The sequence below is a fragment of the Bradyrhizobium sp. BR14999 genome, from assembly GCF_056106085.1.
In genome coordinates this window covers 618,593-644,439 of sequence record NZ_CM148536.1, presented here as the reverse complement: position 1 = coordinate 644,439, position 25,847 = coordinate 618,593, and the positions used below count along the sequence as shown (strand labels likewise).

Below are 25,847 nucleotides of genomic sequence, written 5' to 3'. Positions count from 1 at the left end.
GTTAGCAGCCGCGGCAGATGTTGTTGATGCTGCGATGGACGGCGTCGTCCTCCTGCCGCATCTGGCGTAGGGTTTCGAGTGTCTTGCTTTCGTCGGTGGCCGGTGCAGGCTTGCGCTTGGCCGCCAGCTCGTCCTCCTGCCGTTTGTAGCAGGCCTCGCGATCGGCCTTGGCCTGGATGAAGCGGCAGTTTTGCTCAAGGGCTGCGACGGGAGCGGCTGAGATCAGCAGGGCGATCAAAGCGGGGAGGGGAAATTTCATAAGCGTCGAGTCCATGCTGGCACTTCTGTCAGGTCCGTCATTCTCGGGCAACCGTCTCGAGGCAAGCATGTAGCCCGGATGGAGCGGAAGCGAAATCCGGGGCCGGTGTCCCCGCATTCCGCTGCGCTCCATGCGGGCTACGGCGCGCCGCAAGGCTCACAGCGACGTCGCCAGTGATGTTTTCAGCAGCGTGAGCAGCGCCTGCACCGCAGCGGCGTTGCGGCGCCGTTCGGGAATCGCGGCCTTCACCCACAATTCCGGAATTGGGAAATCGCGCAGCACCGGCTTGAGGCTACCGTCACGCAAGGCATCCGCGACGAGATAATGCGACATCAGCGCGATGCCGTTGCCGGCGATGGCGCTGCGCGCCAGCACGTGCCCCTCGTTGGAGGAAAGCAGCGGGCTGACCTGGATGCTGATGCGGCCACGCGGTCCGTCGAAGACCCATTCGGGGCCGGTCGGCATGAAGCTGAGGCAGCGATGCTCGACGAGGTCGCGCGGATGTTTTGGCGTGCCGTGCTTCTTCAAATAAGTCGGTGAAGCACAAAGCAGCCGCTTCAGCGGGCACAGCGGCTCGTCGACCACGCCGCCGAAGGAATGCGGGAAGGCGCCGATGGCGATATCAAAGCCTTCGGTGACGGGATCAACCGGGCGATCGATCAGCACGATCTCAAGCTTCAGCCGCGGGTTCTGGGTCTGGAACGCGCTGAAGGCGTCGGCGAGACGCGCCACAGTCAGCGAGGTCGGCGCCTTGATGCGGAGGTGATCGACGAGATCGTGGCCTTTCTCGCCCATGCGCGAGAGCAGGTCGGTGGCGTCAGCCACGACGCCGCGCGCGCGATGCACGTAGCGCTGTCCGGCCTCGGTCAGCCGCAACTGCCGGGTCGAGCGATGAAACAGCGGTGTGCCGATCCGCGCCTCTAACTGCGTGACGCGCTTGGCGACGACCGAGGTCGAGACATCAAGCTTTCGCCCGGCGGCGGAGAATCCGGCCGCATCCGCCGTGGCGAGGAAGGCTTGCAGGTTCACGAGGATGTCCATGGCGACCTTTCTCGATTCGCGAAAGCTGATCGCGTATTTTAGTGGATTGTAGCTCCTCGCGCGCTAATTCATAGTCGTCCCAAGCAAGAGATTTGGGAGCGGACGCGCCATGCGGGCCATGATGATCGAAGAACCGGCACGACAGGTGCCGCTCTATGGCGAATATGAAGTCGTCGTGCTCGGCGGCGGCCCCGCCGGCATTGTCGCTGCGGCCTCAGCCGCGCGCGCCGGGCGGAAGACGCTGCTGGTCGAGCGCTATGGCTTTCTCGGTGGCATGGGTACGGCAGCCGGCGTCACTAATTTCTGCGGCCTGCACGGCAATGTCCATGGCGAGCACCGGCGGCTGGTGCAGGGCATGGCGTCCGAGCTGCTGGCGCGGATTGATCGGCTCAACGGTCTCAATGCGCCGCACCTGATCCTCGGCAAGGTCTTTGCACAGGCCTATGACACCGCCGCCTACAAGATCGCGGCCGACGAGCTGCTTGCCAGCCACAAGGTGAACATCCTCTTCCATGCACTCGGCGCCGGCGTGGTGATGGGCGACGACAGCCGCATCGATGCGCTGATGGTCGAGACCAAGGCCGGCCGGCAGGCGGTGCGATCCGAGATCTTCATCGACTGCTCCGGCGACGGCGATCTCGCGGTGTGGACCGGTGCGCCGTTCGAGATCGGCGACGAGCACGGCCATCCGATGTATCCCTCGATGATGCTGCGTCTCAACGGGATTGATCCCGCGAAGGCGGGAGATGCCTGGCGCACCATTCCGCAATTGATGGAAAAGGCCATCGCGGCCGGCACCCACACATTCCCGCGCAAGAGCGCGATCGTGCGGCCGCAAAAATCCGGCATCGAATGGCGGGTGAACTTTACCCAGGTGGCGCGCGAGGACGGCCACGCCATCAACGGCGTCGAGCCCGACGATCTCACCCGCGGCGAGATCGAGGGCCGCAAGCAGGCCCTCGCCGCGTACGAGTTCCTTCGTAGCACCGTGCCAGGCTTCGAAAAGTCCTACATCGTCGATCTGCCGCCGCAGCTCGGCATCCGCGAGACGCGCCGCATCAAGGGCGGTTATCAGCTCAGCGGCGAGGACGTGCTCGGCTGCGCTTCGTTCGAGGATTCCATCGGCGTCAATGGCTGGCCGATCGAGGCCCATGTGCCCGGCGACGTCGTCTTCACCTTCCCGCCGATCCCGGAATCGCGCGGCTATAACGAGCTGCCCTATCGCATGCTGGTGCCCGAAGGCGTCGACAATCTCCTGGTCGCCGGCCGCTGTGCCTCGATGACCCATGAGGGCCAGTCGGCGGCGCGGGTCTCCGGTGCCTGCTTCGTGATGGGCGAGGCCGCCGGTTCCGCCGCCGCGCTGGCGCTGTCCGGAAACCGGATCCCGCGTGACATCCCCGTTGAAAAATTGCAGGAAACGTTGAAACAACAGGGCGCCTTCATCGGGCGGGACCAGATGGTGCCCGAGGGCCTGTAGCGGACGGCAAGAACGACCAAGAGCACCACTGGAGGAAACGGGATGATCGGGATTGCGCGGCTCGCGCTAGTGGGCCTTTTGGCGATCATGGCGATGAGCACGGCCAGGGCCGAAGACGCGTTGAAGGCGAAGATCGGCGTGCTTCGTCTGTCGTCCTCCGCGCCGGTCTTCATCGCCCAGGACAAGGGCTATTTTCGTGAGGCTGGCCTCGAGGTCGAGCTGAAGTTCTTCGATGCGGCACAGCCGATCGCGGTCGCCACCACCTCGGGTGACGTCGATTTTGGCATCACCGCCTTCACCGCAGGTCTCTACAATCTCGCCGGCAAGGGCACGCTGAAGGTGATCGGCGGCATGAGCCGCGAGAAGGCCGGCTATCCCCTGATCGGCTATTTCGCCAGCAACAACGCCTATGCCGCCGGCCTGAAGACGCCGAAGGATCTTGCCGGCAAGCGCGTGGCGGTGACGCAGGTCGGGTCAAGCTTTCACTATTCGCTCGGCCTGCTCGCCGACAAATACGGCTTCAAGCTTACGGACGTGAAGATCGTGCCGCTGCAATCGCTGTCGAATGCGGCGGCCGCGCTGAAGGGCGAGACGGTCGACGCCGCGCTCCTGCCGATCTCCACCGCGCGCAAGCTGATGGACGAGGGCGGCGCAAAGTTTCTGGGCTGGGTCGGTGACGAGACGCCGTGGCAGCTAGGGGCCGTGTTTGCTTCGCCGAAGACACTGACCAACAAGGTGCTGGTGACAAAACTGCTCGGCGCGCTCGCGAAGGCCGACCGCGAATATCACGACGTCATCCTCGCCGCGATGAAGGACGGCGTCGCGCCGATCAACGACAAGACGAAGCCGCTCTTGGAGATCATTGCCAAGTACACCAACCTGCCGGTCGAGCAGGTGGTCGGCAATTGTGCCTATATCGACCCCGACGGCAAGCTGGACGTGAAGAACGTCGACAACCAGATCAAATGGCTGCAGGAGCAGGGCTTTGCCGACAAGGGCTTCGATGCGAACGCGATCATCGCGAAGGACTATGTGAAGGCGGATTGATGTTGACGATGCAGACTCTTGCGGCGAGCGATCTGCCACCCTCCCCTGGAGGGGGAGGGTCGATCGCACCGGCGATGCGCAGCATCGACCGGGGCGAGCGGGGTGGGGTGAGCCACGGCGGCGGTCTGTCCGTCGTTCGCACCGATCGTTCGCAGAAAGCTCGAGAGCAGGCATCGTCAGCGTCAATGCGGATAGACCGTCACCCCACCCCGGTTCGCATTTCGCTTCGCTCAGTACGAACCGACCCTCCCCCTCCAGGGGAGGGTGAAGAAGGCGGGCTCGCCGCATGGACCTGATCGCCAACCACATCTCCCACCGCTTCGGCGATCTCGCCGTGCTCGACGATGTCTCCTTTACGGTCAGCGCCGGCGAGGTGGTGGCGATCGTCGGTCCCTCCGGTTGCGGCAAGAGCACGCTGCTGTCGATCCTGGGCGGCCTGCTGCAGCCGAGCTCCGGTGCGCCCGAGCTGCGCGGGACGCCGCCGGCGGACAGCCTCAATCCGCTGACCTTCGTGTTCCAGGATTTTGCGCTCTTGCCCTGGGCCACGGTCGAGGAGAACGTCGAATTCCCGCTGCTGCATACGCAGCTCTCGGCGACGCAGCGCCGGGCGCTGGTCGACGATGCGCTCCGCCGCACCAGCCTGACCGATTTTCGCAAAACCTATCCAAAACAGCTCTCCGGCGGCATGCGTCAGCGCGTCGGCATTTCGCGCGCGCTGGCGGTCAAACCTGCGATCCTGCTGATGGACGAGCCGCTGTCGGCGCTGGATTCGCAGACGCGTGAGCTGTTGATGGAGGATTTCGTTAGCCTGCTCGCCGATGGCGGCATGGGCGCGGTCTATGTCACGCACAATCTCGAAGAGGCGGCGCGGCTTGCCGACCGCATCGTGGTGCTGTCGCGGCGGCCGGGGCGGATTCGCGAGGTTGTGACCGTGCCGATGACGCGCGCCGAACGCGGCGAGACCGCGGCGCGGGAGAAGCTGCTCGCGCTGCAAAACCAGATCTGGTCGCTCATCCGCAATGAGGCGATCGATGCCGAGCGCGAGGTCCAACATGCTTGATCGGGCCTTGGCGGAAACTTCAGCGAAGGACGAGGCGACCCGGCGCGTCCGCTTCCGCGGTGCGGGCTTCGTGCCTGCGTCGAGCCGCTTCGGCGGCTGGATCGCGCTCGCGCTCGTCATCGCAGTCTGGCAGGCCGCCGGCACCGTGGGCCTCGTCAATCCGCTGTTCCTGCCGGCGCCATCGGCGATCGCGCGCGCGATCTACGAGCTCGCAATCTCCGGCGCGCTCTGGCAGCACGTTTCGGCCTCGCTGCTGCGCATCGGCGTCGGCTGGCTGCTCGGGACTGCGGCCGGCGTTGCCGTCGGCTTCGCCATCGGCCTGTCGCGGCTCGCGCGCAGCGTCGGCATCACCTTCATCTCGGCGCTGTTCCCGATCCCCAAGATCGCGCTGCTGCCGCTGTTGATCCTCTGGCTCGGCATCGGCGAAGAGCCGAAGATCGCGACCATTGCGCTCGGGGTGTTCTTCTCGACCGCGATCTCGGTCTATAGCGGCGTCGATGCGGTGCCGCGCAACCTGATCCGCATGGCGCAGAGCTTCAACGTTCCCTTCGCCACCATCGTGCGCAAGGTGATCTGGCCCGGCGCGCTGCCTGCGATCCTCGCCGGCTTCCGTATCACCGCCTCAGTCGCGCTTCTGCTCGTCGTCAGCGCCGAAATGATCGGCGCGCAATACGGCATCGGCGCGTTCGTGCTCCAGGCCGGCAATCTGATGCAGACCGATCAGCTGCTCGCGGGCGTGGTGATCCTGTCGGTGTTCGGGCTTGCGGTGGGGAAAGTGATCGGCGGGCTGGAGATGCGGCTGTTGCACTGGCGGTAGCCACGATCCGAGCTGCCGTAGGGTGGGTTAGCCTTGCGGATTGCGTAAAGCGCAAACCGCAAGGCGTAACCCACCTCTTCTGCTTCTGCGTTTGCCGAACGAAGTTGGTGGATTACGCCTTCGGCTAATCCACCCTACGAGACCTTCGCCTCACGCATTCCCGCGATCTTCCCGGAACAGATCCAGCTTCTGCTGCACCGGCCGGTCCGAGAAGCTGAACAGCACGGCGTCCTCATCCGCCTCGTGCGTGACCCAGTGCCAGCTCGGCACCACGAACAGATCGCGCGGGCCCCATTCGAAAACGGTGTCGCCGATCCGGCTGCGCCCCTTGCCCTCGATCGGGCAAAACACCGTCGCATCGGTCGCGCGATAACGTGCGGTCTTGAAACCCTTCGGCAGCAGCTGGATGAAGGTGCCGATGGTCGGCATCGCGAAATCGCCGGTCTCGGGATTGCTGAACTTCAGCTTCAGGCCGTGGCAGGCGTCCCATTCCTGGCTTACGCGGGCTTTCTCCAGGGCCTCGCGGGTGTAGGCATAGGGATAGCTGAAGATCGGCGAGGTCTTCGAGCTCCGCTTCACGTCCACCGGCAGCAGATTATGACCGTAGCGCGCGAAGCTGTCGCCGGCCGGCTTGGTGATCTTCTGCTGGTCTTCCTTGGAGCCTTCCGCAAAGGAGCAGTCGAAGAACTGCACCAGCGGGATGTCGAGGCCGTCGAGCCAGAACATCGGCTCATTGGTCTCGTTGGAATGATCGTGCCAGGTCATCGACGGCGTGATGATGAAGTCGCCGGGCTCCATCGCGGTGCGCTCGCCATCGACAGCGGTGTGGGCGCCCTTGCCTTCGAGCACGAAGCGCAGCGCGGACTGGCTGTGGCGATGGGCGGGCGCGACGTCGCCTGGCACCACCATCTGCACGCCGGCATAGAGTGACGTCGTGATCTTCGACTGTCCGCGCAGGCCCGGGTTCTCCAGCACCAGCACGCGCCGCTCGGCTTCCTTGGCGGTGATCAGCTTGCCGGCTTCCGTCATGTAGTCGCGGATGACGTCGAACTTCCAGAGATGCGGCCGGCAGGCGCTCTTCGGCTCCGGCGTGATCAAATCGCTCATCACCGTCCACAGCGCGGTGAGATTTTCGCCGTCGATCTTCTTGTAGAACGCCTCGCGTTCCGGCGTCTTGGTCACGGCTTCCATGGTTGCTGCTCCCGATCGTCTTGTTGATTGACAGTATACTGACGATCTGGCTAGCGTCAACGTGACGAACGACGTACAAGCAACGGGAAAACGGGAGGGTTCCGATGAAGCTGCATGGCTATTTCCGCTCCAGCGCCGCCTATCGGGTGCGGATCGCGCTGAACCTCAAGGGCCTCGGTGCCGAGCATTTGCCGCATCATCTGCGCAAGGGCGAGCAGTGCGCGCCTGCCTATCTCGCCATCAATCCGCAAGGTCTGGTGCCGGCGCTGGAGAGCGATGCGGGTGTAGTGCTGACCCAATCGGTTGCGATCATTGAATGGCTCGACGAAATGCACCCCAATCCGCCGCTGCTGCCGAAGGATCCGCTGCGCCGCGCCAAGGTGCGCGCCTTCGCGCTGGCGATCGCCTGCGACACCCATCCGGTGCAGAACCTGAAGGTGCTGGCGCGGCTGCGCGAGCTCGGCCTGCCCGAGGAAAAGGTCCAGGAGTGGGCGGCGTGGGTCAACCGCGAGGGGCTGTCGGCATGCGAGACGCTGATCAAGGACGAGCCTGGGCCGTTCTGCTTCGGCGATGCGCCGACGCTTGCTGATCTCTGTCTGGTGCCGCAGCTCGCCAACGCCCGCCGCTTTGGCGTCGATGTGTCGGCCTATCCGCGCCTGCTGAAGGCAGAAGCCGCCGCCAAGGCGCTAGCGGCCTTTGCCGATGCCGCCCCGGAGAAGCAGCCCGATGCCGAGTAAGCCTCTTCCTCCGATCACGATGGACGCGGTCTATGCCGCGCCGGGCTATCTGTTCCGGCGCATGCAGCAGATCGCGGTCTCGATCTTCATGGAGGAGTGCAAGGCGTTTGACCTGACGCCGGTGCAATATGCGGCGCTGATCGCGATCCACACCCATCCCGGCATCGACGCGACGCGTCTGTCGGCGGTGATCGCCTTCGACCGCTCCACGCTCGGCAGCGTGATCGAACGTCTTCAGGCCAAGGATTTCATCGAGCGCAAGCCGGCGCCCGAGGACAAGCGGATCAAGCTGCTCTATTTGACGAAATCCGGCGCCGCGATCCTGCGCGAGATCATCCCCGCCGTGGAGCGGGCGCAGGCGCGTATGCTTGAGCCGCTCAAGCCCACTGAGCGCAAGGCACTGCTGGGGCTCTTGGTGCAGCTCGTCGACCTCAACAACGAGGCGTCACGGGTGCCACTGCGGGCCGAGGACGCGCTGGAGCATCTGGGGAAGGGTGGGTGAGGGATTGCAGCCTAACACTCAGTGTCGTCCCGGCGAAGGCCGGGACCCATAACCACGAATCATAATTTGGCGAAGATTGGAAAGGACCACCTGACGCCACAACTACTGCTGCGGCGTATGGGTCCCGGCCTGCGCCGGGACGACACCTAATGTGTGGCGCCATCCTCGTCGCCTCACATCCGCAGCAACGCCTGCCGGTCGATCTTCCCCGTGCCCGTCTTCGGCAGCTCGTCGATGAAGATCACCTCGCGCGGATATTTGTAGGGCAATAGCTTGCCCTTCACATAATCCTGGAGCTTGCGCGTCGTCTCGCTCTGATCAATGACGCGGTTGTTCATCACCACCACCGCCTTCAGCGTCATGCGCCGGTCCGGCAGCTCGGCCGCGAACACTGCACATTCGCGGATGTCCGGGTGATCGGCAAGGCACAGCTCGACCTCGAGCGGATAGACCCACTGGCCGGAGATCTTGATGAGATCGTCGGCCCGGCCGCGGAAGAAGTGGAAGCCGTCGGCATCGCGGACGAAACGATCGCCGGTGTAGATCCAGCCGCCGTCGCGGATGGTCTCGGCGGATTTGTCCGGCCGGTTCCAGTACAGCGGCGTGTTGGAATCGCCGCGCACCCACAAGATGCCTTCCTCGTCGTCGCCGACGTCGCGGCCGTCCTTGTCGCGCAGCGCGACCTCGTAGCCGGGTACGCGCAGGCCGGCGGCGCCGAGTTTTTTCTGCTCTGGACGGTTGGAGAGATAGATGTGCAGCACCTCGGTCGAGCCGAGGCCCTCGACGATCTCGAGGCCCGTGAGCGTCTTCCAGCCGTTGAAGACCTCGGCGGAGAGCACCTCGGCCGCAGAGAGCGACATGCGCAACAACGAGAAGTCGGTCTTCTCGGCACCTTCGGCCTTGGTCAGCGACGTGTAGAGCGTCGGCAGGCCGAAGAAGACCGTCGGCTTATACTGCGTGATCACGGAGAAGATCGCCGCGGGCTTCGGCTGGCCCGGCAGCAGCAGTGTTGCCGCGCCCGCCGAGAACGGGAAGGTGACGGAATTGCCAAAACCGTAGGCGAAGAAGATTTTTGGCACCGAGAAGCAGATGTCGTCAGACGTCAGCTTCAATACGCTCTGCGCAAAGGCAGCCTCGCTATAGGCCATGTCGTGCTGGAGATGCACGATACCCTTGGGCCGGCCGGTGGAGCCGGAGGAGTACATCCAGAACGCCATCTCGTCGCGATTCGTGTCGGCTTCCGCGAGCTCGGCCGGGAATTGCGTGAGCCAGCTTGCAGCTGCCATCGCAACAGGCGCCGCGTGGTCGCGCGCCTCGCCATTGACGACGATCAGCGTGCGTAGATCCGTATCCTTGCAGGCTTCCGCATTGAAGCGCGTCGCGAATTCGGCATCGGCCACCGCAACGGTCGCGCCGGAATCGGCGAGATAGAATTGCAAGAGGTCTGGCGGCGTCAACGTGTTGATCAGGAGCGGCACGAAGCCGGCGCGCACTGCGCCGAAGAAGGCGGCCGGATAGGCCGGCGTGTCGTCGAGGAACAACAGCACGCGGTCGCCGCGCTGGAGACCAAGCGATACGAGGCCGTTGCCCCAGCGGCAAGCCTCTGCGCAGAGCTCAGCATAGGTTCGCATGCCCGCCGGACCGATCAGCGCGAGCTTGTCGCCGCGTCCTTTGTCGAGATTGTCGAACAGCACGCGGCTGGCGTTATAGATTTGCGGGACGGCAAAGCCGATCTCGCGTGCGCCCGCGCTGTCCGCGGGCACCTGGTCGCGAATCACGTTGCTCATGCCGCACCTCCACCGTTCTTGGCGACCTCGTAACGCGCCATGAAGGCTGGGGACATCGCCCGCAGCCGGGAATCGTCGATGCGGCCGGACCGGGTGATGTAGCTGTAGGCGAAATCCATCAGATCGAGCTGCATGTGCTCGGCAAAATGCTCGTACCAGAAGGCCGAGGTGCGCGCGGCGTTGACGAGCTTCTGCACCACCGGCTTGCGCGCGGCCTGGTAGCGGTGCAGCGCGGTCGCCAGATGCGCGTCCGATTCCAGCGCCTTGACCAGCGCGATGGCATCCTCGATCGCGAGCCGCGTGCCCGAGCCGATCGAGAAATGCGCCGAGTGTAGGGCATCGCCGAGCAGCACCATGTTCTTGAACGACCAGTACTCGTTCCAGACCCAGGGAAAGTTACGCCAGACCGATTTGTTGGAGACGAGGCAATGGCCGCCAAGCGTATCGGCAAACACCTCCTCGCAAATGCCCTTGGACTGCTCGACGTCCTTGTAGGCGAAGCCATAGGCGTGCCATGTCGCGTGATCGCATTCGACCAGGAAGGTGCTCATGGTGGGCGAGTAGCGGTAGTGATGGGCGTTGAAGGCGCCGCGGTCGGTCTTCACGAAAGTCTGCGATAGCGTGTCGAAGCGTTTCGAGGTGCCGTACCAGACGAACTTGTTGGAGGAGTAGGACAGCGAGGTGCCGAAATCGCCCTCATAGGCCCGGCGCACCAGCGAGTTGAGCCCGTCGGCGGCGACGATCAAATCGTGGCCGTTGAGCTGGTCGATCGCATGGATCTGGGTGTCGAAGCGCGGGGTGACGCCGGCATCGAGCGCGCGCTGCTGCAGGAACTTGAGGAGCTCGAGCCGTCCGATCGAGGAGAAGCCGACCCCGTCGATGGCGACGCTGTCGCCGTGCAGGTTCAGCGTGATGTTCTCCCAGCTCTCCATATGCGGCGCGATCGCATCGACCGTTTCGGGGTCGTCGGCGCGCAGGAATTCCAGGGCCTGGTCCGAGAACACGACGCCAAAGCCCCAGGTCGCGTCGGCCGGGTTCTGTTCGAACAGGTCGACTTGATCCTCGGGGTGACGCTTCTTCCAGAGATAGGCGAAGTAGAGCCCACCGGGCCCCCCGCCAATCACGGCGATCCGCAACGTCTGCCTCCATAATTGACAGTATACTTACTATCTAGGGGTAGACTAATGTGCTCCGGCGTCCGGCGCCAGCAGAATTATCGGCAAAGCGTGGCGCGCCGAAGCTCACTCTCGGACCGCGCCTTTGGCGCGTGTCCGAAGCAGTTTCGCGCGCAAGCATAGCCAAACCACGCGGACTTGGCCATCCGCACCGTCAGACGCAGCGCTTCACGTAGACCCCGTTCACCAGCACCCGGGTGCAGCGGACGGCCGGAACCGGCTTGCGGACCACGACGGCCGCGTTCGGCCCGGCGCAGCCAGCGCGATACACGCCACGGGCGCAGACCACCGCGTTGGCGTCGGTGGCCTCGAATGTCATGGTCGCCGCGAAGGCGAGGAGTGCAGAAGCGACGAGCAGCAATGAACGCATGTTGTCCTCCCGGTCTGGTCGTGATCGAAATCGGATCCTTGCAAAAGGTTTGTCGTTGCAGGCGTGCGGGAATTCACTTGCGCACGCCGCCAACCATTGCCCCGTGCCTTGGCGCGCGATCCAGCGCCGCCTCATCGCGCTGCGAACGGGGCGAGCACGTCCTTGCACGCCGGCGATAGCGAGGCGGCATTGCTGGAGATGCATTGAACGATGCGGCCGCCGCCGGGCGCGACGCCGGCGCAGAGCGTGCGGATATCGGCGCCGCAGGCCGACCTGACGATGAACAGCTCTTCGCGCGGCCGCAGCGGGCGTAAAACGATCGCCGCTGGTGCGGCCGCCGGCGCTGCTGCCGCGGGAGCTGCACCCGCGGGCGCTGCCGTTGCTGCCGCGCCACCGCCGGCTGCGGCGCTCACGGCCTTCTCGCAGGCCGGCGAGACCTTGGCCTTGTTCTTCTCCAGGCATTCGAGCGCGGCGGCGCCGCCCGGCGGCACGCTGGCGCAGACCTTGGGATAGTCGGCGCGGCACGCGCTCTTGACCGCCGCAACCTGTGCGCTGCTCGGCTGCGTGGCGGCAGCAGCCTTCGGCGCCGGCGCGGCGGCCGGCTTTGCAGCGGGAGCGGAGTCAGCCTTCGGCGTGGCAGGCGCCGCTGCTGCCTTGGGTGGAGCCTCGGACTTCGGCGCGGCGGGCGCGGCCTCGGTCTTCGGAGCCGCAGCAGGCTCGACCGCGCGAACCGCGGTCTGGCATCCCGATGACAGGCTCGACATGTTCTTCGCCAGGCATTGATACGCTTCCACCCCGCCGGGCGTCACGCTCGCGCAATGCGCCATGAAGTCCGAGCGGCATGCCGAGCGGATGGCGCTCTTCTGCGCCTCGGTCGGCGTTTGCGCGAATGCGCTTGTTGCAGTTGCGAAGAACGCTGCGGCCAGCAACGCCTGGCGCGTTGATGCATGTTTCAACGTGTTGAACATCTGAGTATTTCCTGCCCCGTCGGTGACGCCGACGATTCTGAAAATGTGATGCGATCGCAATCGTCGCGAGTAATGCCTCGCGAGCGGCATCATTCGCCGCTTTGACCTCTGCCGCAAGTCAATTATGCCGGCGCAATTGCGCCGCAACGAGAGCATGATCCGGATCCGACGGGCCGCGCTAAGGCCTGTTTACAGACAGGATTCCCAAATCAGTAGAAAATTGATTCAAGGCTGAAAATTGGAGATCAGCCTTGATTCGATTGATGTTGAGCGATGCGCAGTGGGAGCGGATTGCGCCGGAATTGTCTGGCAAAGCCGGTGATCCCGGCGGCACCGGGCGTAACAACCGGCTCTTTATCGAAGCAGTTCTTTGGATTGCGCGCACGGGCTCGCCGTGGCGAGATCTGCCGGAAGCGTTCGGCAAGTGGTTCACAGTGTATACGCGCTTCTGGCGCTGGGCGCAGAAGGGGGTCTGGGAGCGGGTCTTCAAAGCTCTCTGTGACGATCCCGATTTCGAATATGTCCTGATCGACGGCACACTCGTCCGGGTCCACCAACATGGCACCGGGGCAAAAGGGGGACTCAAAATCAGGCCATAGGCCGCTCGCGTGGTGGCCTGACTACCAAAATCATGGCTCTGGTCGACGCACTCGGCAATCTCATTCGCTTCACCCTGCTGCCCGGCCAGCGTCACGACAGCATTGGCGTCGAGCCTTTGATCACTGGCCTCGATTTTGAAGCGCTGATCGGCGACAAGGCCTTCGATAATAACTGGCTGCGCGCCAATCTGAACCAACGCGGCGCCGCAGCGGTCATCCCGTCCAAGGCCGACCGCGCCGGGCGCATCCCGCACGACGCCGAAATGTACAAATGGCGCCACCTGGTCGAGAACTTCTTCTGCCAGCTCAAGGCATTCCGCCGCATCGCAACTCGCTACGAAAAGACAGACGCCTGCTTTGCCGGCCTCCTCAATCTCGTCGCGGCTTTCCTCGCAAACTAGCGACTGTAAACAGGCCTTAGTGCAAAGTCTGCAGCGGCTTTTCGAAAATCATGCTCAAACGATACGGCGTCAGAGCCTGACCATCCGCTTGCCGCGGTTTTCACCCGCGAGCAATCCGATCAGCGCCTTCGGTGTGTTCTCGAGGCCATCGATGATGTCCTCCTGCACCTTCAGCTTGCCGGATTTGACCCAGGCCTGGAGGTCTGCGAGCGCGCGCTGGCTGTCCTTCATGTAGTCCATCACGATGAAGCCCTGCATGACGAGCCGCTTCACCACGATCAGCCCGGGCACGCCGCGCGGGCCATGGGCGGCAGGAGCGCCGTCATATTGCGAGATCGCGCCGCAGCAGGCGATGCGGCCGTAATTGTTCATCTGCGGCAGGCAGGCTTCCAGAATGTCGCCGCCGACATTGTCGAAATAGACGTCGATGCCTTTTGGCGCGGCTGCACGTAGCGCCTTGAACACCGCGCCGTCCTTGTAGTCCACGGCGGCATCGAAGCCGAGCTCGGCGGTCAGCCAGTTGCACTTGTCCGCGCCGCCGGCGATGCCGATCACGCGGCATCCCCTGATCTTGGCGATCTGTCCGACGATCGAGCCGACCGAGCCCGCGGCCGCGGAGACAACGACCGTCTCGCCCTCTTTGGGCTTGCCGATCTCCAGCAGGCCGAAATAGGCGGTGAGGCCGGCGATGCCAAACACGCTGAGCAGATGCGTCATTGGTTCGAGCTTCGGCATCTTGGTGAGGTGCTTCGCAGGCACCGCGGCATATTCCTGCCAGCCGGTGTCGCCGAATACGATGTCGCCCGCCGCAAGCTCCGGCGCCTTCGAGCTGACGACCTCGGCGATGGCGCCACCGGCCATCACACTGTTGGCTTCGACGGCGGAGCGATAAGTCGCGCCGTGCATCCAGGCACGGTTGGCGGCGTCGAGCGAGATGTAGCGCACGCGCAGCAAGGCCTCGCCGTCCTTCGGCTCCGGCAGTGCGCTCTCCACCATCTTGAAATGCTCGGGGCCAAGTTTGCCGCTGGGCTTTTCCACCAGGAGAATCTGACGATTGATGTTGCCGCTCATGGCGTTCCCCTCTTCGATTGTTTGGCAATTATTGATGCAGCCGCAGCCAAGAAAACGTGCAAGCCGCATCTGTTGTGCGCTGCGTGAAAGCTAGATCGCCGCGATCCATTTCACAATGGGAACATCCGGCCAACGCGAACACACGCAAAGCGTGTTGCGTCGCTGTGATATCTGCGACATCATGAAGCGCCGGTGTACGTGGGGGTAAGCGATGTCCAACAGGTTCACGCAATACATTCTGGCCGCGATGGTGCTGGGCATCGTCATGGGCTCGGCGATCTACAACTTCCTGCCCGATACGCGCGCCGATTGGGCATCCTCCATCAACCTGATCGCCATGATGTTCCTGCGCCTGATCAAGATGATCATCGCGCCTTTGGTGTTCGCGACCCTGGTCGGCGGCATCGCCCATATGGGCTCGGGCTCCAAGCTCGGCCGCATCTTCGCCAAGACCATGGGCTGGTTCGTCAGTGCCTCCTTCGTATCGCTGCTGCTCGGCCTCGTGATGGTCAATCTGCTCCAGCCCGGCGCCAACTTCCCCGGCACGCTGCCCGCGGCAGGCCAATCGACCGGCCTGCCGGTCTCGGCCTTCTCGATCGAGAAATTCTTGACCCATCTAATCCCGACCTCGATTGCGGACGCGATGGCGCAGAACGAGATCCTCCAGATCGTGATCTTCGCCGTGTTCTTCTCGGTGGCGATGGGCGCGATGCCTGAACGTTCCAAATCGATTCTGGCGCTGATCGACGACGTCGGCCACATCATGCTGAAGGTGACAAGCTATGTGATGCTGTTCGCGCCGCTCGCAGTGTGGGCCGCGATCACCGCGACGGTCGCCAAGAACGGGCTTGCCGTGCTGTGGAAGCTCGTCGTCTTCATGGGCGGCTTCTATCTCTCGCTGGCGATCCTCTGGGGCCTTCTGGTCATCGTCGGCTTCATCGTGATCGGGCCGCGCTACAGTCATCTGCTCAAGCTGATCCGCGAGCCGCTGATGATCGCGTTCTCGACGGCGAGCTCGGAGGCGGCCTATCCGAAGACGCTGGAGGGCCTCAACCGCTTCGGCGCCTCGTCGCGGATCTCGAGCTTCGTGCTGCCGCTCGGCTATTCCTTCAACCTCGACGGCACGATGATGTACTGCACCTTCGCGAGCATCTTCATCGCGCAGAGCTACCACATCGACATGCCGCTCGGCACCCAGCTCGCGATGCTGGCGACGCTGATGATCACCTCCAAGGGAGTCGCTGGCGTGCCTCGCGCCTCCCTCGTCGTGATCGCCTCGACGCTGGCGCAGTTCAACATCCCCGAGGCCGGCCTCTTGATGATCATGGGAATCGACACCTTCCTCGACATGGGCCGCAGCGCCACCAACGTGATCGGCAACACGCTTGCGACCTCGGTGGTTGCGAAATGGGAAGGCGAGCTCGGGCCCGAGCATGCGCTTGAACCGGGCGACCTCGTGCCTGAGGACATGGTTCCGGGCGAAGTGCCTGCGATGGCCGGCCATGGATAGGAGCGAACCATGGGCCAGACACTGGCGAGGTTAGTGATCGTCGGCGTCCTGTGGGTCGCAGCAGCATCGTTGCTCGCGACCTCGGCGGTCGCACAGACCGGCGGCAGCGAGGGGCTCAGCCCGACGCTGTCGGCCATCAAGACGGCGCACACCGTGCGGCTCGGCTACCGCGAGAGCTCGCCGCCGTTCTCCTTCCTCGACCAGGCGGGGCGCCCGATCGGCTACAGCCTCGAGCTCTGCGAGGCCATCGTCGAGGAGATCGGCGTCGAGGTCGACGATCCCAATCTCAGAATCGACTACGTCAAGGTCACCTCGGACGATCGCATCGAGGCCGTGCTTCAGAACAAGATTGATCTCGAATGCGGCTCGACCACGGCCAATGCCGAGCGTGGCAAGCGCGTCGCGTTCTCGCCGCTGATGTTCGTCGCCGGCACCAAGCTGATGGTGCCGAAGGGAGCGGCCGTTTCCGGTGTCGCGGATTTGAAGGGCAAGACCGTCGTCGTGACCAAGGGCACGACCAACGAGCAGGCGATGCACGCCGTCGACAAAAAGCTCTCGCTCGGCCTTAACATCGTGACCGCGCCGGATCACGAGCAGTCGTTCCGGATGGTGGCCGACGGCAAGGCGGATGCGTTCGCGACCGACGACATCCTGCTCTACGGCCTGATCGCGCGTCACAAGGCGCAGGAATATTTTCGCGTGGTCGGGGACTATCTGTCCTACGACCCCTACGGCATCATGTTCAGGAAGGGCGAACCGCAACTCGCCGCCGTGGTCGAACGCGCCTTCCGCAAGCTCGGCTCCAACCGCGACCTCGTCCCGCTCTACAACAAATGGTTCACCGCAAGGCTCCCCACCGGCGAACGGCTGAACGTGCCGATCTCGCTGCAGCTGGAGGAAGCCTTCAAGGCCATGGACGATTCGCCGAGCGCGAATAATTAGGTTGAATTTGTTGCAGGGCTGGGCGCCGCGGACTCACTGCTCTTCCTTCTCCCCTTGTGGGAGAAGGTGGCGCGAAGCGCCGGATGAGGGGTATGCATCCGCGAATTCAATCGTGAAAGGGCGCGCGCGGAGAGAAACCCCTCACCCGTCTCACCGCTACGCGGTGAGCCACCCTCTCCCACAAGGGGAGAGGGGCAGCGAGCTCGCGGCGAGAGTTCAAATCACCTGTCGTCCCCAAACACCCGGTCCAGCGCCGCGTCATAGGTCGCCTGCACCAGCTCCGGATGCAGCTTGCCCAGCGTTTCCATCATCACGCCGGAGTTGATCTCGAGCACGCGCCAGGTGCCATCAACGCGGACCACGTCAATTGACGCAAAGGCGATGCCGATGGCGTTTGCTGCGTGGGTGGCGAGTCTCACGCAAGCCTCGCGAGCCTCGCCGTCCTCCAGCAACACCGGCTTTGCGCCGGCATCGAGATTGTGTCGCCAATCTGTGCCGCGCTGCTTGCTGTAGACGATGAGAGGTACATCATCGAGCAGCACCACACGGACCTCCTCCTCGATCGCGACATAGGGCGAGATCACGAGTCCGGCGCTCATCGAGAAAACTTCACCAACCGCGTGGTCGAGTTCCGCCTCCGTCGTCACCTTGAACACCAAGCGCCCCGATGTCCCCTCGTTGGGCTTCACCACCACGCCTTGCGGATGGTCGCGAAGCAGCTCGAGCATTGCCTCTCGCCAAGTGGGGCCAACAACATTCTTGCCCAGCTTCGGGTTGAGGAAGAGGTGATGGGGAATGCAGGGCACGCCCGCAAGCGCCAGCACTTCGGCCGTGGCCGATTTGTCGTTGGCGAGACGATGCGCGATGGCGCTGTTGAGGCCGATGTCGTAGCCGAAAGCGAAGCGGCGCTCGTCGCCCCGGCGCATCGCGATCAGCCAGCCACTGGCGCGGACATCGACCGTGATGCCGTGCTGTGCGCAATAGCGCCTGATCGCCTGGACAAAGATCCGCTCGCCGTTTGCCATGTGATTCAGTCGTTCCTGTCGCCAAAAGCCGCAAAAATGCGGAAAACGGCGCCCAACCGGGGTGAAAATCAGAGCTATTCTTAATGAAATTCTCGTTAGCGCGATGGAAATTAAGTGCTGCCGTCGAGCCCCCAAGGGAAAAGAAATTGCCCGCCGCGCGCGCTGGGCAGAAAATTCATTAATGATGCGCCCAATTCAGCCCAAATGCCGGTTTGATCGGCATCAATTGCTTCCGAAACGAGGTTGATTATTGGTCTCAATGGCGTAGATCACACACGCGAAATCCTCCGCCATGGCAGATGGTGCCCGCCCCGCTGTCAGGGGCCGGGCAATGCTTTTGCCCGAAAACCGCAAATATTCGGAATATCGAAAATCATGAGCGCGTTTTACCGAGAGAAGGTTCTTTCCGTCCACCACTGGACCGACACGCTGTTCAGCTTCCGCGCCACACGCGACACCGGCTTCCGCTTCCAGAACGGCCAGTTCGCCATGATCGGCCTCGAGGTCGACGGCCGCCCGCTGCTGCGCGCCTACAGCATGGCGAGCGCCAATCACGAGGAACAGCTCGAGTTTTTCTCGATCAAGGTTCAGGACGGTCCGCTGACCTCGCGCCTGCAGAAGATCAAGGAAGGCGACACCATCCTGGTCGGCCGCAAGGCGACCGGCACGCTGATCACCGACAATCTCCTTCCCGGCAAGCGGCTGATGCTGCTCTCGACCGGAACCGGCCTTGCGCCGTTCGCGAGCCTGATCAAGGACCCCGAGGTCTACGATCAGTTCGAGTCGATCGTGCTGGTCCATGGCTGCCGCCAGGTCTCCGAGCTCGCCTATGGCGAGAAGCTCGTCGCGAATTTGCGTGAGGACGAGGTGTTCGGCGAGTTGCTCGCGGACAAGCTGGTCTACTATCCGACCGTGACCCGCGAGCCGTTCCGCAACCGCGGCCGCATCACCGACCTCATCAACTCCGAGCAGATCTTCAACGACATCGGCCAGGGCCCGCTCGACATCGCAACCGACCGCGTCATGATGTGCGGCAGCCCGGCGATGCTCGAAGAGCTGAAGCTGATGTTCGAGGGCCGCGACTTCGTCGAGGGCTCCGGCAACAAGCCCGGCCATTTCGTGATCGAGAAGGCGTTCGTCGAGCGGTAAGCCCGCTCTTTGTGCGCTCTCGGTTGTCGTCCTGGCCTTGTGCGCAATTGCGCACGGGAGCCAAGACCCATACCCACCGAGTGAAGTTTGGCGAAGGCTGGTCGTTGTCAGTCTTCGCAACAACCCCGCTTAGGGGTTATGGGTCCTGGCTTTCGCCAGGACGACGGCGGTGGGTGAAGCGTCTTGCCCGGCTGACCGTCCCTTTCTCTCCCATCTTCCTGCTGCACTGCAAAAGCCCGCCCATCGGGCTGATTGATTTGTCTCAGCCGAATTCGCTAGCCTGAAACAAGGGCCGCGTCATATCCGTATGACAGGCACAGGCGTATCGTAGCGCTCATGCTGGCGAGAGGACGTGATCGTGGCCGATAACAACAAGACGCAAGAAGCTCCGAAACGCCTGCCACTGGCGGAAGAGGGGGTCATGGAAACCCTGCTGCTTCCATTCTCGCCGCGCTTCATCGTGCTGACGATCTGCGCGGTCGTCACCGCGCTCCTGATCGGCGTCGGTATCGCCGACCGCAAGATCTTCGACATCCTGCTGGTCCCGATCCTGATCTTCGCCGCGCTGACCCTGCTCGGCGTCCGCGATCTCCTGCAGAAGAGCCACGCGGTGCTGCGCAACTATCCGATTTCGGCGCATATCCGCTTCCTGCTGGAAGAAATCCGCCCCGAGATGCGGCAATACTTCTTCGAGAGCGAGAAGGACGGCATGCCGTTCTCGCGCGACACCCGCGCGGTGGTCTATCAGCGCGCCAAGATGGAGCTCGACAAGCGGCCGTTCGGAACCCAGGAGGACGTCTATCGCGAGGGCTACGAGTGGATGCATCACTCGGTATCGCCCAAGGCGCATGCCAGGGAAAAATTCCGTGTCGCCATCGGCGGGCCGGATTGCGCAAAACCCTATTCGGCCTCGGTGTTCAACATCTCGGCGATGAGCTTCGGCGCGCTCAGCCCGAACGCGGTGCGTGCGCTCAATGCCGGCGCGAAGAAAGGCGGCTTCGCGCATGACACCGGCGAGGGCGGCGTCAGCCCCTATCACCGCGAGATGGGCGGCGACATCATCTGGGAGATCGGCTCCGGCTATTTCGGCTGCCGTCATCGCGATGGCACCTTCGACCCCGAGGCGTTCGCGCGCGTGGCCGGCGAGGACCAGATCAAGATGGTCGAGCTCAAGATCAGTCAGGGCGCCAAGCCGGGTCATGGCGGCGTGCTGCCGGCCGCAAAAGTCTCGGAAGAGATTTCCAAGATCCGCGGCGTCGCGATGGGAGAGGATTGCATCTCGCCGGCCTCGCACCGCGCCTTCTCCACGCCCATTGGCATGATGCAGTTCATCGCCGAGATGCGCCGCCTGTCCGGCGGCAAGCCGGCGGGCTTCAAGCTGTGCATCGGCCATCCCTGGGAATTCCTGGCGATCTGCAAGGCGATGATGGAGACCGGCATCTATCCCGACTTCATCGTCGTCGACGGCAATGAGGGCGGCACCGGCGCGGCGCCGCTGGAGTTCATGGATCATCTGGGCATGCCGATGCGCGAGGGCGTCAATTTCGTCCACAACGCGCTGGTCGGCATCAATGCGCGCGACCGCATCAAGATCGGCGCGTCCGGCAAGATCGCCACCGCCTTCGACATGGCGCGCGCCATGGCGATCGGCGCCGACTGGTGCAATTCGGCGCGCGGCTTCATGTTCTCGCTCGGCTGCATCCAGTCGCTGAGCTGCCACACCGACCGCTGCCCGACCGGCGTCGCGACGCAGGACCCGACGCGTGCGCGCGCGCTCTACGTGCCGCTCAAGATCGACCGCGTGCAGAATTACCACCATGCGACGCTGCACTCGCTGACCGAGCTGATCGCCGCCGCCGGCCTCGAACATCCGCAGCAACTGCGCCCGATCCATTTCAGCCAGCGGACATCGACGACCCAGGTGCAATCCTTCGCACAGCTCTATCCGGCGCTGCGGCCCGGCGAGCTGCTCGATGGCACGGAAGATCCGCGGTTCCGCGACGGCTGGCGGATGGCGCGCTCCGAGACGTTCCAGCCCGCGCTGTGAGCGTCGCCTCGGTTGCAAGACCGCCGGCTCCGGCGCATAATTCATTGCCGGAGAGGCTGCGTTAAACGCTTGGTTCAACTTTGGGTGTAGCCCCATGGACGAACGGCGCGACAAGGCGAGACATCGTGTTCTGAAAGCCGGAACCATCGAGTTCGGCGGTGGCGCGATCGACTGCACCGTCCGCAACCTGTCCGAGACCGGCGCAGCCCTCGACGTCACCAGCCCGGTCGGCATCCCCGACCGTTTCACCCTGTTCGTCCACGCCGACGGAAAGCATCTGTCCTGCACCGTGGCGTGGCGCAAGGAAAAGCGGATCGGGGTGAGGTTCGGGTGAGGATGTACCCTCTCCCCCTGTGGGAGAGGGTGGCTCGCCGCGTAGCGGCGAGACGGGTGAGGGGTTGTCTCCGCGAGCACTCCTCTTACGATTAACTGTGCGGAAAGAACCCCCTCATCCGGCGCTTCGCGCCACCTCCCGAACTAGGCGGATCTCCCGACGGGCCCAGTTGTCACCTCTAGTCTGACCCAGTGTTACGTAACACTGAGTCCAGCACGTCCGAATAGAGGCGAAGGGATTATCGGCGAGGTGTCGTCCACCAGCAGAAGTTTTTATCACTGCTGAAGTTGATGGACGGCTGCAGGCAGACTAGTTGACCGTGCTCCCAGTCCTGAACACGGATCACGGTCCACATCATGTCGTAGGTGTTGCGCGACGATCTGAATTCCATGCACCCGGTCTTGCTGTTCATCGGGTCGTGCTGGTCGAGGAAGTCCAGATAGTTCGAGGCAAGGACACCCTGCTTCATGACTTCGGCGCTGTAGCAGCCGAAGCCAAACTTGGCGTGCAACGTCTGATCCTGAAACACGTCGCCGACGTGCAGAAGATACGGCGGCGGTGTTGTGTCCGCCTTGGCTGGGACAGCCGGGATCAGCAGCACAAGCGCTACCGCAGTAAGAAGACGTTTCATGCGTTCACCTTCTTTCTGACCGAAGTCCTGATTAGGAGGTCCTGACTGGCGGGCGAGCATCAGCGCCGCATCGTGAACCGTCCGATGTTCCTCCCGGACGAGTCATAGATCGTCGTCTGATTGCCACTGGTCGACTCGCGGCCGACGACCTTGCCGCGTGTTGGTGATGTCCATCAGGTGCTTCTCCTAGAAGTCGTGCTTTGTTTCCTTCATGAACGTCGAATCCGTCTCCCACATGAACAGGCCGTCGTTCCGGTCGTCGTCGTAGAACCCGATCCGGTAGTAGAGCCGATGGCTCTTGATCTTCTCGCCACCGCACACGAACGTCGCGCGATACTCGACGTCGCGCCGCGTGGGTTTTTGCGGTGTCAGACCGATAAGGCGGCAGCCAAACTCGCCTGCCTCGTACTCGAAACCGTCAGCCGTGATGCGGATGCCGTCATCGTTCTTCCCGCAATGCTTCAGCATATGGTTCTCGCCGCACCATCGGCCGTGGAACATCGACGGCATCTTGGGTGCGGCGTCTGCGGTAGTGGCCAGCAATAACGGAACTGCCGCAGCGATCAGATATTTTTTCATTGGCTTGCTCCATGCGTTGAGCAGGCGGTCGGCACCATGCGTCTGCTCCTCCGACCCAGTGACACGTTTCACTGACTCTGACGCCTTCGCCCGCGACTCAGGGGTTCGTCGCGCGTCCGATGACTCTACCGGCGGGATCGTAGATCGTCGTCGTGTTGCCGCTGGTGCTCTCGCGGCCGACGACCTTCCCGCTCGCGTCATAGAGGGTCTTCGTGCCTTGGCTGTCGGTAGCGGCGCGGCCGACGACCTTGCCGGACGAGTCGTAGAAGGTGCGCTGTTGCGCCGACGCTGCGCCGGTCAGCAGCGCGACAATGAGCGGGATAAGCAGGACCTTGGCCGTGGGACTGGTCATTCACCACCAAAAAGAAAATCGTGTACCACAATCGCCTCTTCTACCAGATAGAGGCCACGGCGCAGCGATTTCCACGCAATGCGATGTGCGCCAGTTCCTGCCAATCTTCGCATAAGCGCGTCGTTGGCCAGCATTTCGTGCGCAATGTAGTTGCGACACCCCTTCAACTCTTCCATCAAGTGGATGAAGTCTTGTCGCAACCCGCGCTCGCCCAGTTCTTTTACCACGCGCCCGAGCGTCCAGCGTTTGATCCTCTCTTCGTCATAGCCGTGCTTGCTCATTAGGAGGTTCTTCAGTCCTAGCTCAACAAGCTGGGCTTTGCCCATGAAGATGGCGAAGCTCTCCAGAAAACTAAGCCTGTCGAGGCTACGAAGTCGCCGGGCAACGATCGAATGGACTTGCTTTCCGCTGAGTGATCGCCGCGTGGTTTTTAGGGGCTTGTCTATCGACGTTCCGAATTCCTTGCTGTCACTCATCCTGCGGACCTGTAGCTCCCATGTGTCATCCCAAGAAGGCAAACCATTTGAACGCCACCGCGCTCCAGCGTGCGAAGTCGAGCAACGACAGTTCGGCGCGCCAATCGTTGCGCCCCTTGCTTCCATACAGGTAGAGGCGTGGTTGGTAGTAAGCACCCTCCTCATCTGGGTTGTTGGCTGCATCGGGGACTACGACATCGAACCGGATGTCAGTTGCGTGAATGATCTTGTTGCACGCCTCGCGCAAGGTGAGCACCTCGAACTTGCTCTTGTCCGTCGCCCAGTTTGGAAACAGCTTTCCGCAATCCGACCCCGGCTCGTCTGCTGGTCCCCCCGATTGATCGAAGTGGATTCGCACGCCAGCCGCACAGGAGATCAAGATGCGCGTGACCTCGGATTTGAAGTAGCCTCCCTGCATCATCGCGATGGCGGGCGAGGTAAGGCCTTGCCTCGCCACGTCGCGAGATGACGAGACCATGCAAATGAGCCGATAGAGGTCGAGCAGAAACGCGCCCGGCTCAATCGCGTGGACCTGCTTGTCGGCAAGGTACGGTTGTTCTTCAGCCATGAGGACAGCATAGGCGATTCGTGCAGCGTCTCGCCGCCCCGGCACGCCCGTCCGTGCGTTGATCTAGCTCACCCGCAGTGCGACAATGACGGCGGCTTATCGATGCATCCACAGCCTTTTCCGGCGTCCCGGCCGGGCGAGACAGAACGGCAGACAGCAGTCCGTCAATGCGTTGATTTTACACAGAAAATATCAACATCCCTTCTCCCACAAGGGGAGAGGGAAGCGGTGCCACAAACTTCGCCCGTGCGGGGACACGACTGAAGATATTAGCGAGCGCGCGCCTCACGCCGCCGCCTGCTCGCCGCGCCGGCTCGCCAAAATCTTGTCGATCCGTCGTCCATCGAGATCGACCACCTCGATGTGCCAGCCGGCGAAGTCGAAGGCGTCGCCGACATTGGGCAGCATGCTGAACTGTTGCAGCACGAGGCCAGCGACCGTGTTGTAGCGGTGCGGCGGCAGCTCGATGCCGAGCAGCTCGCCGAACTCGTCGACCGGCATCCAGCCGGAGATCAGGAGCGAGTCGTCGTCGCGCCTGACAAAGGCCGGCTCGGGCGGCCCCTCCTCGGAATGAAAGGCGCCGACGATCGACTCGAGGATGTCTGCGGCCGTCACCATGCCTTCGAAGGCGCCGTATTCGTCGTAGACGAAGCCGACATGGACCGGCGCAGCTTTCAGGATGGTCAGCACGTCGCGGGCATCCGCCGAGGCCGGAATGCCCGGCGCCTCGCGCACGAGTGCGCGCAGATCCGGCGCGCGCTGGTTCATATAAGCGATCAGCAGGTCCTTGGCCTGGAGCACGCCGATCGGCTTGTCGCGATCGCCGTCCGAGACGGGGAAGCGCGAATGCGGGCTCTTTGCGATGATCTCGTGAATGGTCTCCGGATCATCGTTCAGGTCGATCTCGTCGACCTCGGTGCGCGGCGTCATGACGGCGCCGACTGGGCGGTCGCCGAGCCGCATCACGCCGGCGATCATCTCCTTCTCGCCGGGCTCGAGCACGCCTGCGCTCTCGGCCTCGCGGACAAGATGATGGATCTCGTCCTCCGAGACCTTTTCCTCGGCGCTGCCGCCGCGGCCGAGCAGCGTGAGGATCAGCTTGCCGGAGACATCGAGCAGGAACACGAGCGGCAGCGAGATCCGCGCCAGCAGGTGCATCGCGGGCGCGACCCTGACCGCGATGCTCTCGGGATCGCGCAGCGCCACCTGCTTCGGCACCAGCTCGCCGACGATCAGGGTGGCGTAGGTGATGAGCGTGACGACGAGGCCGACGCCGACGATGTCGGCAATGCCTGATGACATGCCGAGCTCGACCAGCCATTGCGTCAGCCGCTGCCCGAGCGTCGCGCCCGAGAATGCGCCGGAGAGCACGCCGACCAGCGTGATGCCGATCTGCACCGTCGAAAGAAATTTGCCGGGATCGGCCGCCAGGGTCAGCGCCCGCTCGGCGCCACGGACGCCCTTGGCCGCGAGCAGCGACAGCCGCGCCGGACGGGACGACACCACGGCCAGCTCGGACATGGACAAGAGGCCGTTGATGACGATCAGGACGACGACGATGACGAGTTCGATCGAGAGCATTGACGTTCCGAGAGTAAGCCAGTGTCGCCGGATGAGGGCACGAGTATTGATATAGGTATTCCGGGAGGAAATGCCGACCATTCTGTCGCATCCGGCACCACGGGGAACCGTGATCGACGGCGTTCCGACAGGTCCGCGACGAGATGGCACT

27 protein-coding genes are annotated in these 25,847 nt (G+C 63.4%); 12 read left to right on the top strand and 15 right to left on the bottom strand.

Going from position 1 to position 25,847, the window contains the following annotated elements; genetic code table 11:
• Nucleotide 1: 1 nt before the first annotated feature.
• Entirely contained in the window at nt 2–259 is a 258-nt protein-coding gene (locus ACR9YP_RS03005; protein WP_474218988.1) for a hypothetical protein, read from the bottom strand.
• Nucleotides 260–415: 156 nt separating this feature from the next.
• On the bottom strand, nt 416–1,300 hold the full coding sequence (locus ACR9YP_RS03000) for a LysR family transcriptional regulator (RefSeq protein ID WP_438104120.1): 885 nt from the start codon (nt 1,298–1,300) through the stop codon (nt 416–418).
• 109 nt (nt 1,301–1,409) lie between these two features.
• Here ACR9YP_RS03000 and ACR9YP_RS02995 point away from each other — a divergent pair, with 109 nt between their 5' ends.
• From ACR9YP_RS02995 to ACR9YP_RS02980, 4 genes are all read left to right on the top strand, one after another.
• Nucleotides 1,410–2,777 (top strand): FAD-dependent oxidoreductase, encoded by a 1,368-nt coding sequence (locus tag ACR9YP_RS02995; protein WP_438104121.1) that lies wholly within the window; start codon nt 1,410–1,412, stop codon nt 2,775–2,777.
• Nucleotides 2,778–2,819: 42 nt separating this feature from the next.
• Nucleotides 2,820–3,824, top strand: a complete 1,005-nt coding sequence (locus ACR9YP_RS02990) for an ABC transporter substrate-binding protein (RefSeq protein WP_091893558.1) — start codon at nt 2,820–2,822, stop codon at nt 3,822–3,824.
• Nucleotides 3,825–4,110: 286 nt separating this feature from the next.
• The gene (locus ACR9YP_RS02985; RefSeq protein WP_438104123.1) at nt 4,111–4,884 is read left to right on the top strand and encodes an ABC transporter ATP-binding protein; all 774 of its coding nucleotides are present in this window, start codon (nt 4,111–4,113) and stop codon (nt 4,882–4,884) included.
• Complete coding sequence (locus ACR9YP_RS02980) at nt 4,877–5,701, top strand: ABC transporter permease (protein WP_438104125.1); 825 nt, start codon at nt 4,877–4,879, stop codon at nt 5,699–5,701. The genes ACR9YP_RS02985 and ACR9YP_RS02980 overlap by 8 nt, the downstream gene beginning before the upstream one ends.
• A 150-nt stretch (nt 5,702–5,851) precedes the next feature.
• Here ACR9YP_RS02980 and gtdA read toward each other — a convergent pair whose 3' ends face one another.
• Complete coding sequence (gene gtdA / locus ACR9YP_RS02975) at nt 5,852–6,892, bottom strand: gentisate 1,2-dioxygenase (protein ID WP_438104126.1); 1,041 nt, start codon at nt 6,890–6,892, stop codon at nt 5,852–5,854.
• Nucleotides 6,893–6,996: 104 nt separating this feature from the next.
• On the opposite strand from gtdA, the gene maiA reads away from it, so the two are divergent.
• Both maiA and ACR9YP_RS02965 read left to right on the top strand, forming a co-directional pair.
• The gene (maiA, locus tag ACR9YP_RS02970; RefSeq protein WP_438104128.1) at nt 6,997–7,629 is read left to right on the top strand and encodes a maleylacetoacetate isomerase; all 633 of its coding nucleotides are present in this window, start codon (nt 6,997–6,999) and stop codon (nt 7,627–7,629) included.
• The gene (locus tag ACR9YP_RS02965; RefSeq protein WP_438104129.1) at nt 7,619–8,131 is read left to right on the top strand and encodes a MarR family winged helix-turn-helix transcriptional regulator; all 513 of its coding nucleotides are present in this window, start codon (nt 7,619–7,621) and stop codon (nt 8,129–8,131) included. Before maiA ends, ACR9YP_RS02965 begins: the two co-directional genes overlap by 11 nt.
• Before the next feature lie 173 nt (nt 8,132–8,304).
• Here ACR9YP_RS02965 and ACR9YP_RS02960 read toward each other — a convergent pair whose 3' ends face one another.
• The 4 genes from ACR9YP_RS02960 to ACR9YP_RS02945 all read right to left on the bottom strand — a co-directional run bounded on the left by ACR9YP_RS02960 (nt 8,305) and on the right by ACR9YP_RS02945 (nt 12,431).
• Nucleotides 8,305–9,918, bottom strand: coding sequence for a benzoate-CoA ligase family protein (locus tag ACR9YP_RS02960; protein ID WP_438104131.1), 1,614 nt, complete (start codon nt 9,916–9,918; stop codon nt 8,305–8,307).
• Nucleotides 9,915–11,054: an FAD-dependent monooxygenase gene (locus tag ACR9YP_RS02955; RefSeq protein ID WP_438104132.1), complete on the bottom strand. Its 1,140-nt coding sequence runs from the start codon at nt 11,052–11,054 to the stop codon at nt 9,915–9,917. The genes ACR9YP_RS02960 and ACR9YP_RS02955 overlap by 4 nt, the downstream gene beginning before the upstream one ends.
• A gap of 193 nt (nt 11,055–11,247) precedes the next feature.
• Nucleotides 11,248–11,463, bottom strand: coding sequence for a hypothetical protein (locus tag ACR9YP_RS02950; protein ID WP_018316432.1), 216 nt, complete (start codon nt 11,461–11,463; stop codon nt 11,248–11,250).
• Nucleotides 11,464–11,594: 131 nt separating this feature from the next.
• Nucleotides 11,595–12,431 (bottom strand): cysteine rich repeat-containing protein, encoded by an 837-nt coding sequence (locus ACR9YP_RS02945; RefSeq protein ID WP_438104134.1) that lies wholly within the window; start codon nt 12,429–12,431, stop codon nt 11,595–11,597.
• 251 nt (nt 12,432–12,682) lie between these two features.
• Here ACR9YP_RS02945 and ACR9YP_RS02940 point away from each other — a divergent pair.
• Nucleotides 12,683–13,431 (top strand): IS5 family transposase gene (locus tag ACR9YP_RS02940; RefSeq protein ID WP_474217651.1). Its coding sequence is split into 2 segments (ribosomal slippage): nt 12,683–13,013 and nt 13,013–13,431, totalling 750 coding nucleotides; the frame shifts between segments, so codons are not numbered across the junction.
• Nucleotides 13,432–13,500: 69 nt separating this feature from the next.
• On the opposite strand, the gene ACR9YP_RS02935 is transcribed toward ACR9YP_RS02940, so the two are convergent.
• Nucleotides 13,501–14,502 (bottom strand): NADP-dependent oxidoreductase, encoded by a 1,002-nt coding sequence (locus ACR9YP_RS02935; protein WP_438104136.1) that lies wholly within the window; start codon nt 14,500–14,502, stop codon nt 13,501–13,503.
• A gap of 211 nt (nt 14,503–14,713) precedes the next feature.
• Between ACR9YP_RS02935 and ACR9YP_RS02930 the strand changes: the two genes are divergently transcribed.
• Together ACR9YP_RS02930 and ACR9YP_RS02925 are read left to right on the top strand one after the other, a co-directional pair.
• Nucleotides 14,714–16,012: a dicarboxylate/amino acid:cation symporter gene (locus ACR9YP_RS02930; RefSeq protein WP_438104137.1), complete on the top strand. Its 1,299-nt coding sequence runs from the start codon at nt 14,714–14,716 to the stop codon at nt 16,010–16,012.
• A 9-nt stretch (nt 16,013–16,021) separates the two neighbouring features.
• Nucleotides 16,022–16,954, top strand: coding sequence for an amino acid ABC transporter substrate-binding protein (locus tag ACR9YP_RS02925; RefSeq protein WP_438104139.1), 933 nt, complete (start codon nt 16,022–16,024; stop codon nt 16,952–16,954).
• Nucleotides 16,955–17,175: 221 nt separating this feature from the next.
• Here ACR9YP_RS02925 and ACR9YP_RS02920 read toward each other — a convergent pair whose 3' ends face one another.
• Nucleotides 17,176–17,979 (bottom strand): ATP-grasp domain-containing protein, encoded by an 804-nt coding sequence (locus tag ACR9YP_RS02920; protein ID WP_438104141.1) that lies wholly within the window; start codon nt 17,977–17,979, stop codon nt 17,176–17,178.
• A 375-nt stretch (nt 17,980–18,354) separates the two neighbouring features.
• Between ACR9YP_RS02920 and ACR9YP_RS02915 the strand changes: the two genes are divergently transcribed.
• The 3 genes from ACR9YP_RS02915 to ACR9YP_RS02905 all read left to right on the top strand — a co-directional run bounded on the left by ACR9YP_RS02915 (nt 18,355) and on the right by ACR9YP_RS02905 (nt 21,509).
• The gene (locus tag ACR9YP_RS02915; protein ID WP_091896801.1) at nt 18,355–19,128 is read left to right on the top strand and encodes a ferredoxin--NADP reductase; all 774 of its coding nucleotides are present in this window, start codon (nt 18,355–18,357) and stop codon (nt 19,126–19,128) included.
• A gap of 358 nt (nt 19,129–19,486) precedes the next feature.
• The gene (locus ACR9YP_RS02910) at nt 19,487–21,175 is read left to right on the top strand and encodes an FMN-binding glutamate synthase family protein (protein ID WP_438104142.1); all 1,689 of its coding nucleotides are present in this window, start codon (nt 19,487–19,489) and stop codon (nt 21,173–21,175) included.
• Nucleotides 21,176–21,269: 94 nt separating this feature from the next.
• Nucleotides 21,270–21,509 carry a PilZ domain-containing protein gene (locus tag ACR9YP_RS02905; RefSeq protein WP_438104144.1) on the top strand — a complete coding sequence of 80 codons (240 nt, stop codon included), beginning with the start codon at nt 21,270–21,272 and terminating at the stop codon, nt 21,507–21,509.
• A gap of 238 nt (nt 21,510–21,747) precedes the next feature.
• On the opposite strand, the gene ACR9YP_RS02900 is transcribed toward ACR9YP_RS02905, so the two are convergent.
• The 6 genes from ACR9YP_RS02900 to ACR9YP_RS02875 form a co-directional block, all read right to left on the bottom strand.
• Nucleotides 21,748–22,200: a hypothetical protein gene (locus ACR9YP_RS02900; RefSeq protein ID WP_474218983.1), complete on the bottom strand. Its 453-nt coding sequence runs from the start codon at nt 22,198–22,200 to the stop codon at nt 21,748–21,750.
• A gap of 126 nt (nt 22,201–22,326) precedes the next feature.
• On the bottom strand, nt 22,327–22,719 hold the full coding sequence (locus ACR9YP_RS02895) for a hypothetical protein (protein ID WP_438104147.1): 393 nt from the start codon (nt 22,717–22,719) through the stop codon (nt 22,327–22,329).
• A 97-nt stretch (nt 22,720–22,816) separates the two neighbouring features.
• Nucleotides 22,817–23,071 (bottom strand): hypothetical protein, encoded by a 255-nt coding sequence (locus ACR9YP_RS02890; protein WP_438104148.1) that lies wholly within the window; start codon nt 23,069–23,071, stop codon nt 22,817–22,819.
• Nucleotides 23,068–23,547 carry a hypothetical protein gene (locus ACR9YP_RS02885; RefSeq protein WP_438104150.1) on the bottom strand — a complete coding sequence of 160 codons (480 nt, stop codon included), beginning with the start codon at nt 23,545–23,547 and terminating at the stop codon, nt 23,068–23,070. Before ACR9YP_RS02885 ends, ACR9YP_RS02890 begins: the two co-directional genes overlap by 4 nt.
• A 25-nt stretch (nt 23,548–23,572) precedes the next feature.
• Nucleotides 23,573–24,115, bottom strand: a complete 543-nt coding sequence (locus ACR9YP_RS02880) for a hypothetical protein (protein WP_438104152.1) — start codon at nt 24,113–24,115, stop codon at nt 23,573–23,575.
• A gap of 285 nt (nt 24,116–24,400) precedes the next feature.
• Nucleotides 24,401–25,696, bottom strand: coding sequence for a hemolysin family protein (locus tag ACR9YP_RS02875; protein WP_474218981.1), 1,296 nt, complete (start codon nt 25,694–25,696; stop codon nt 24,401–24,403).
• Nucleotides 25,697–25,847 lie beyond the last annotated feature (151 nt).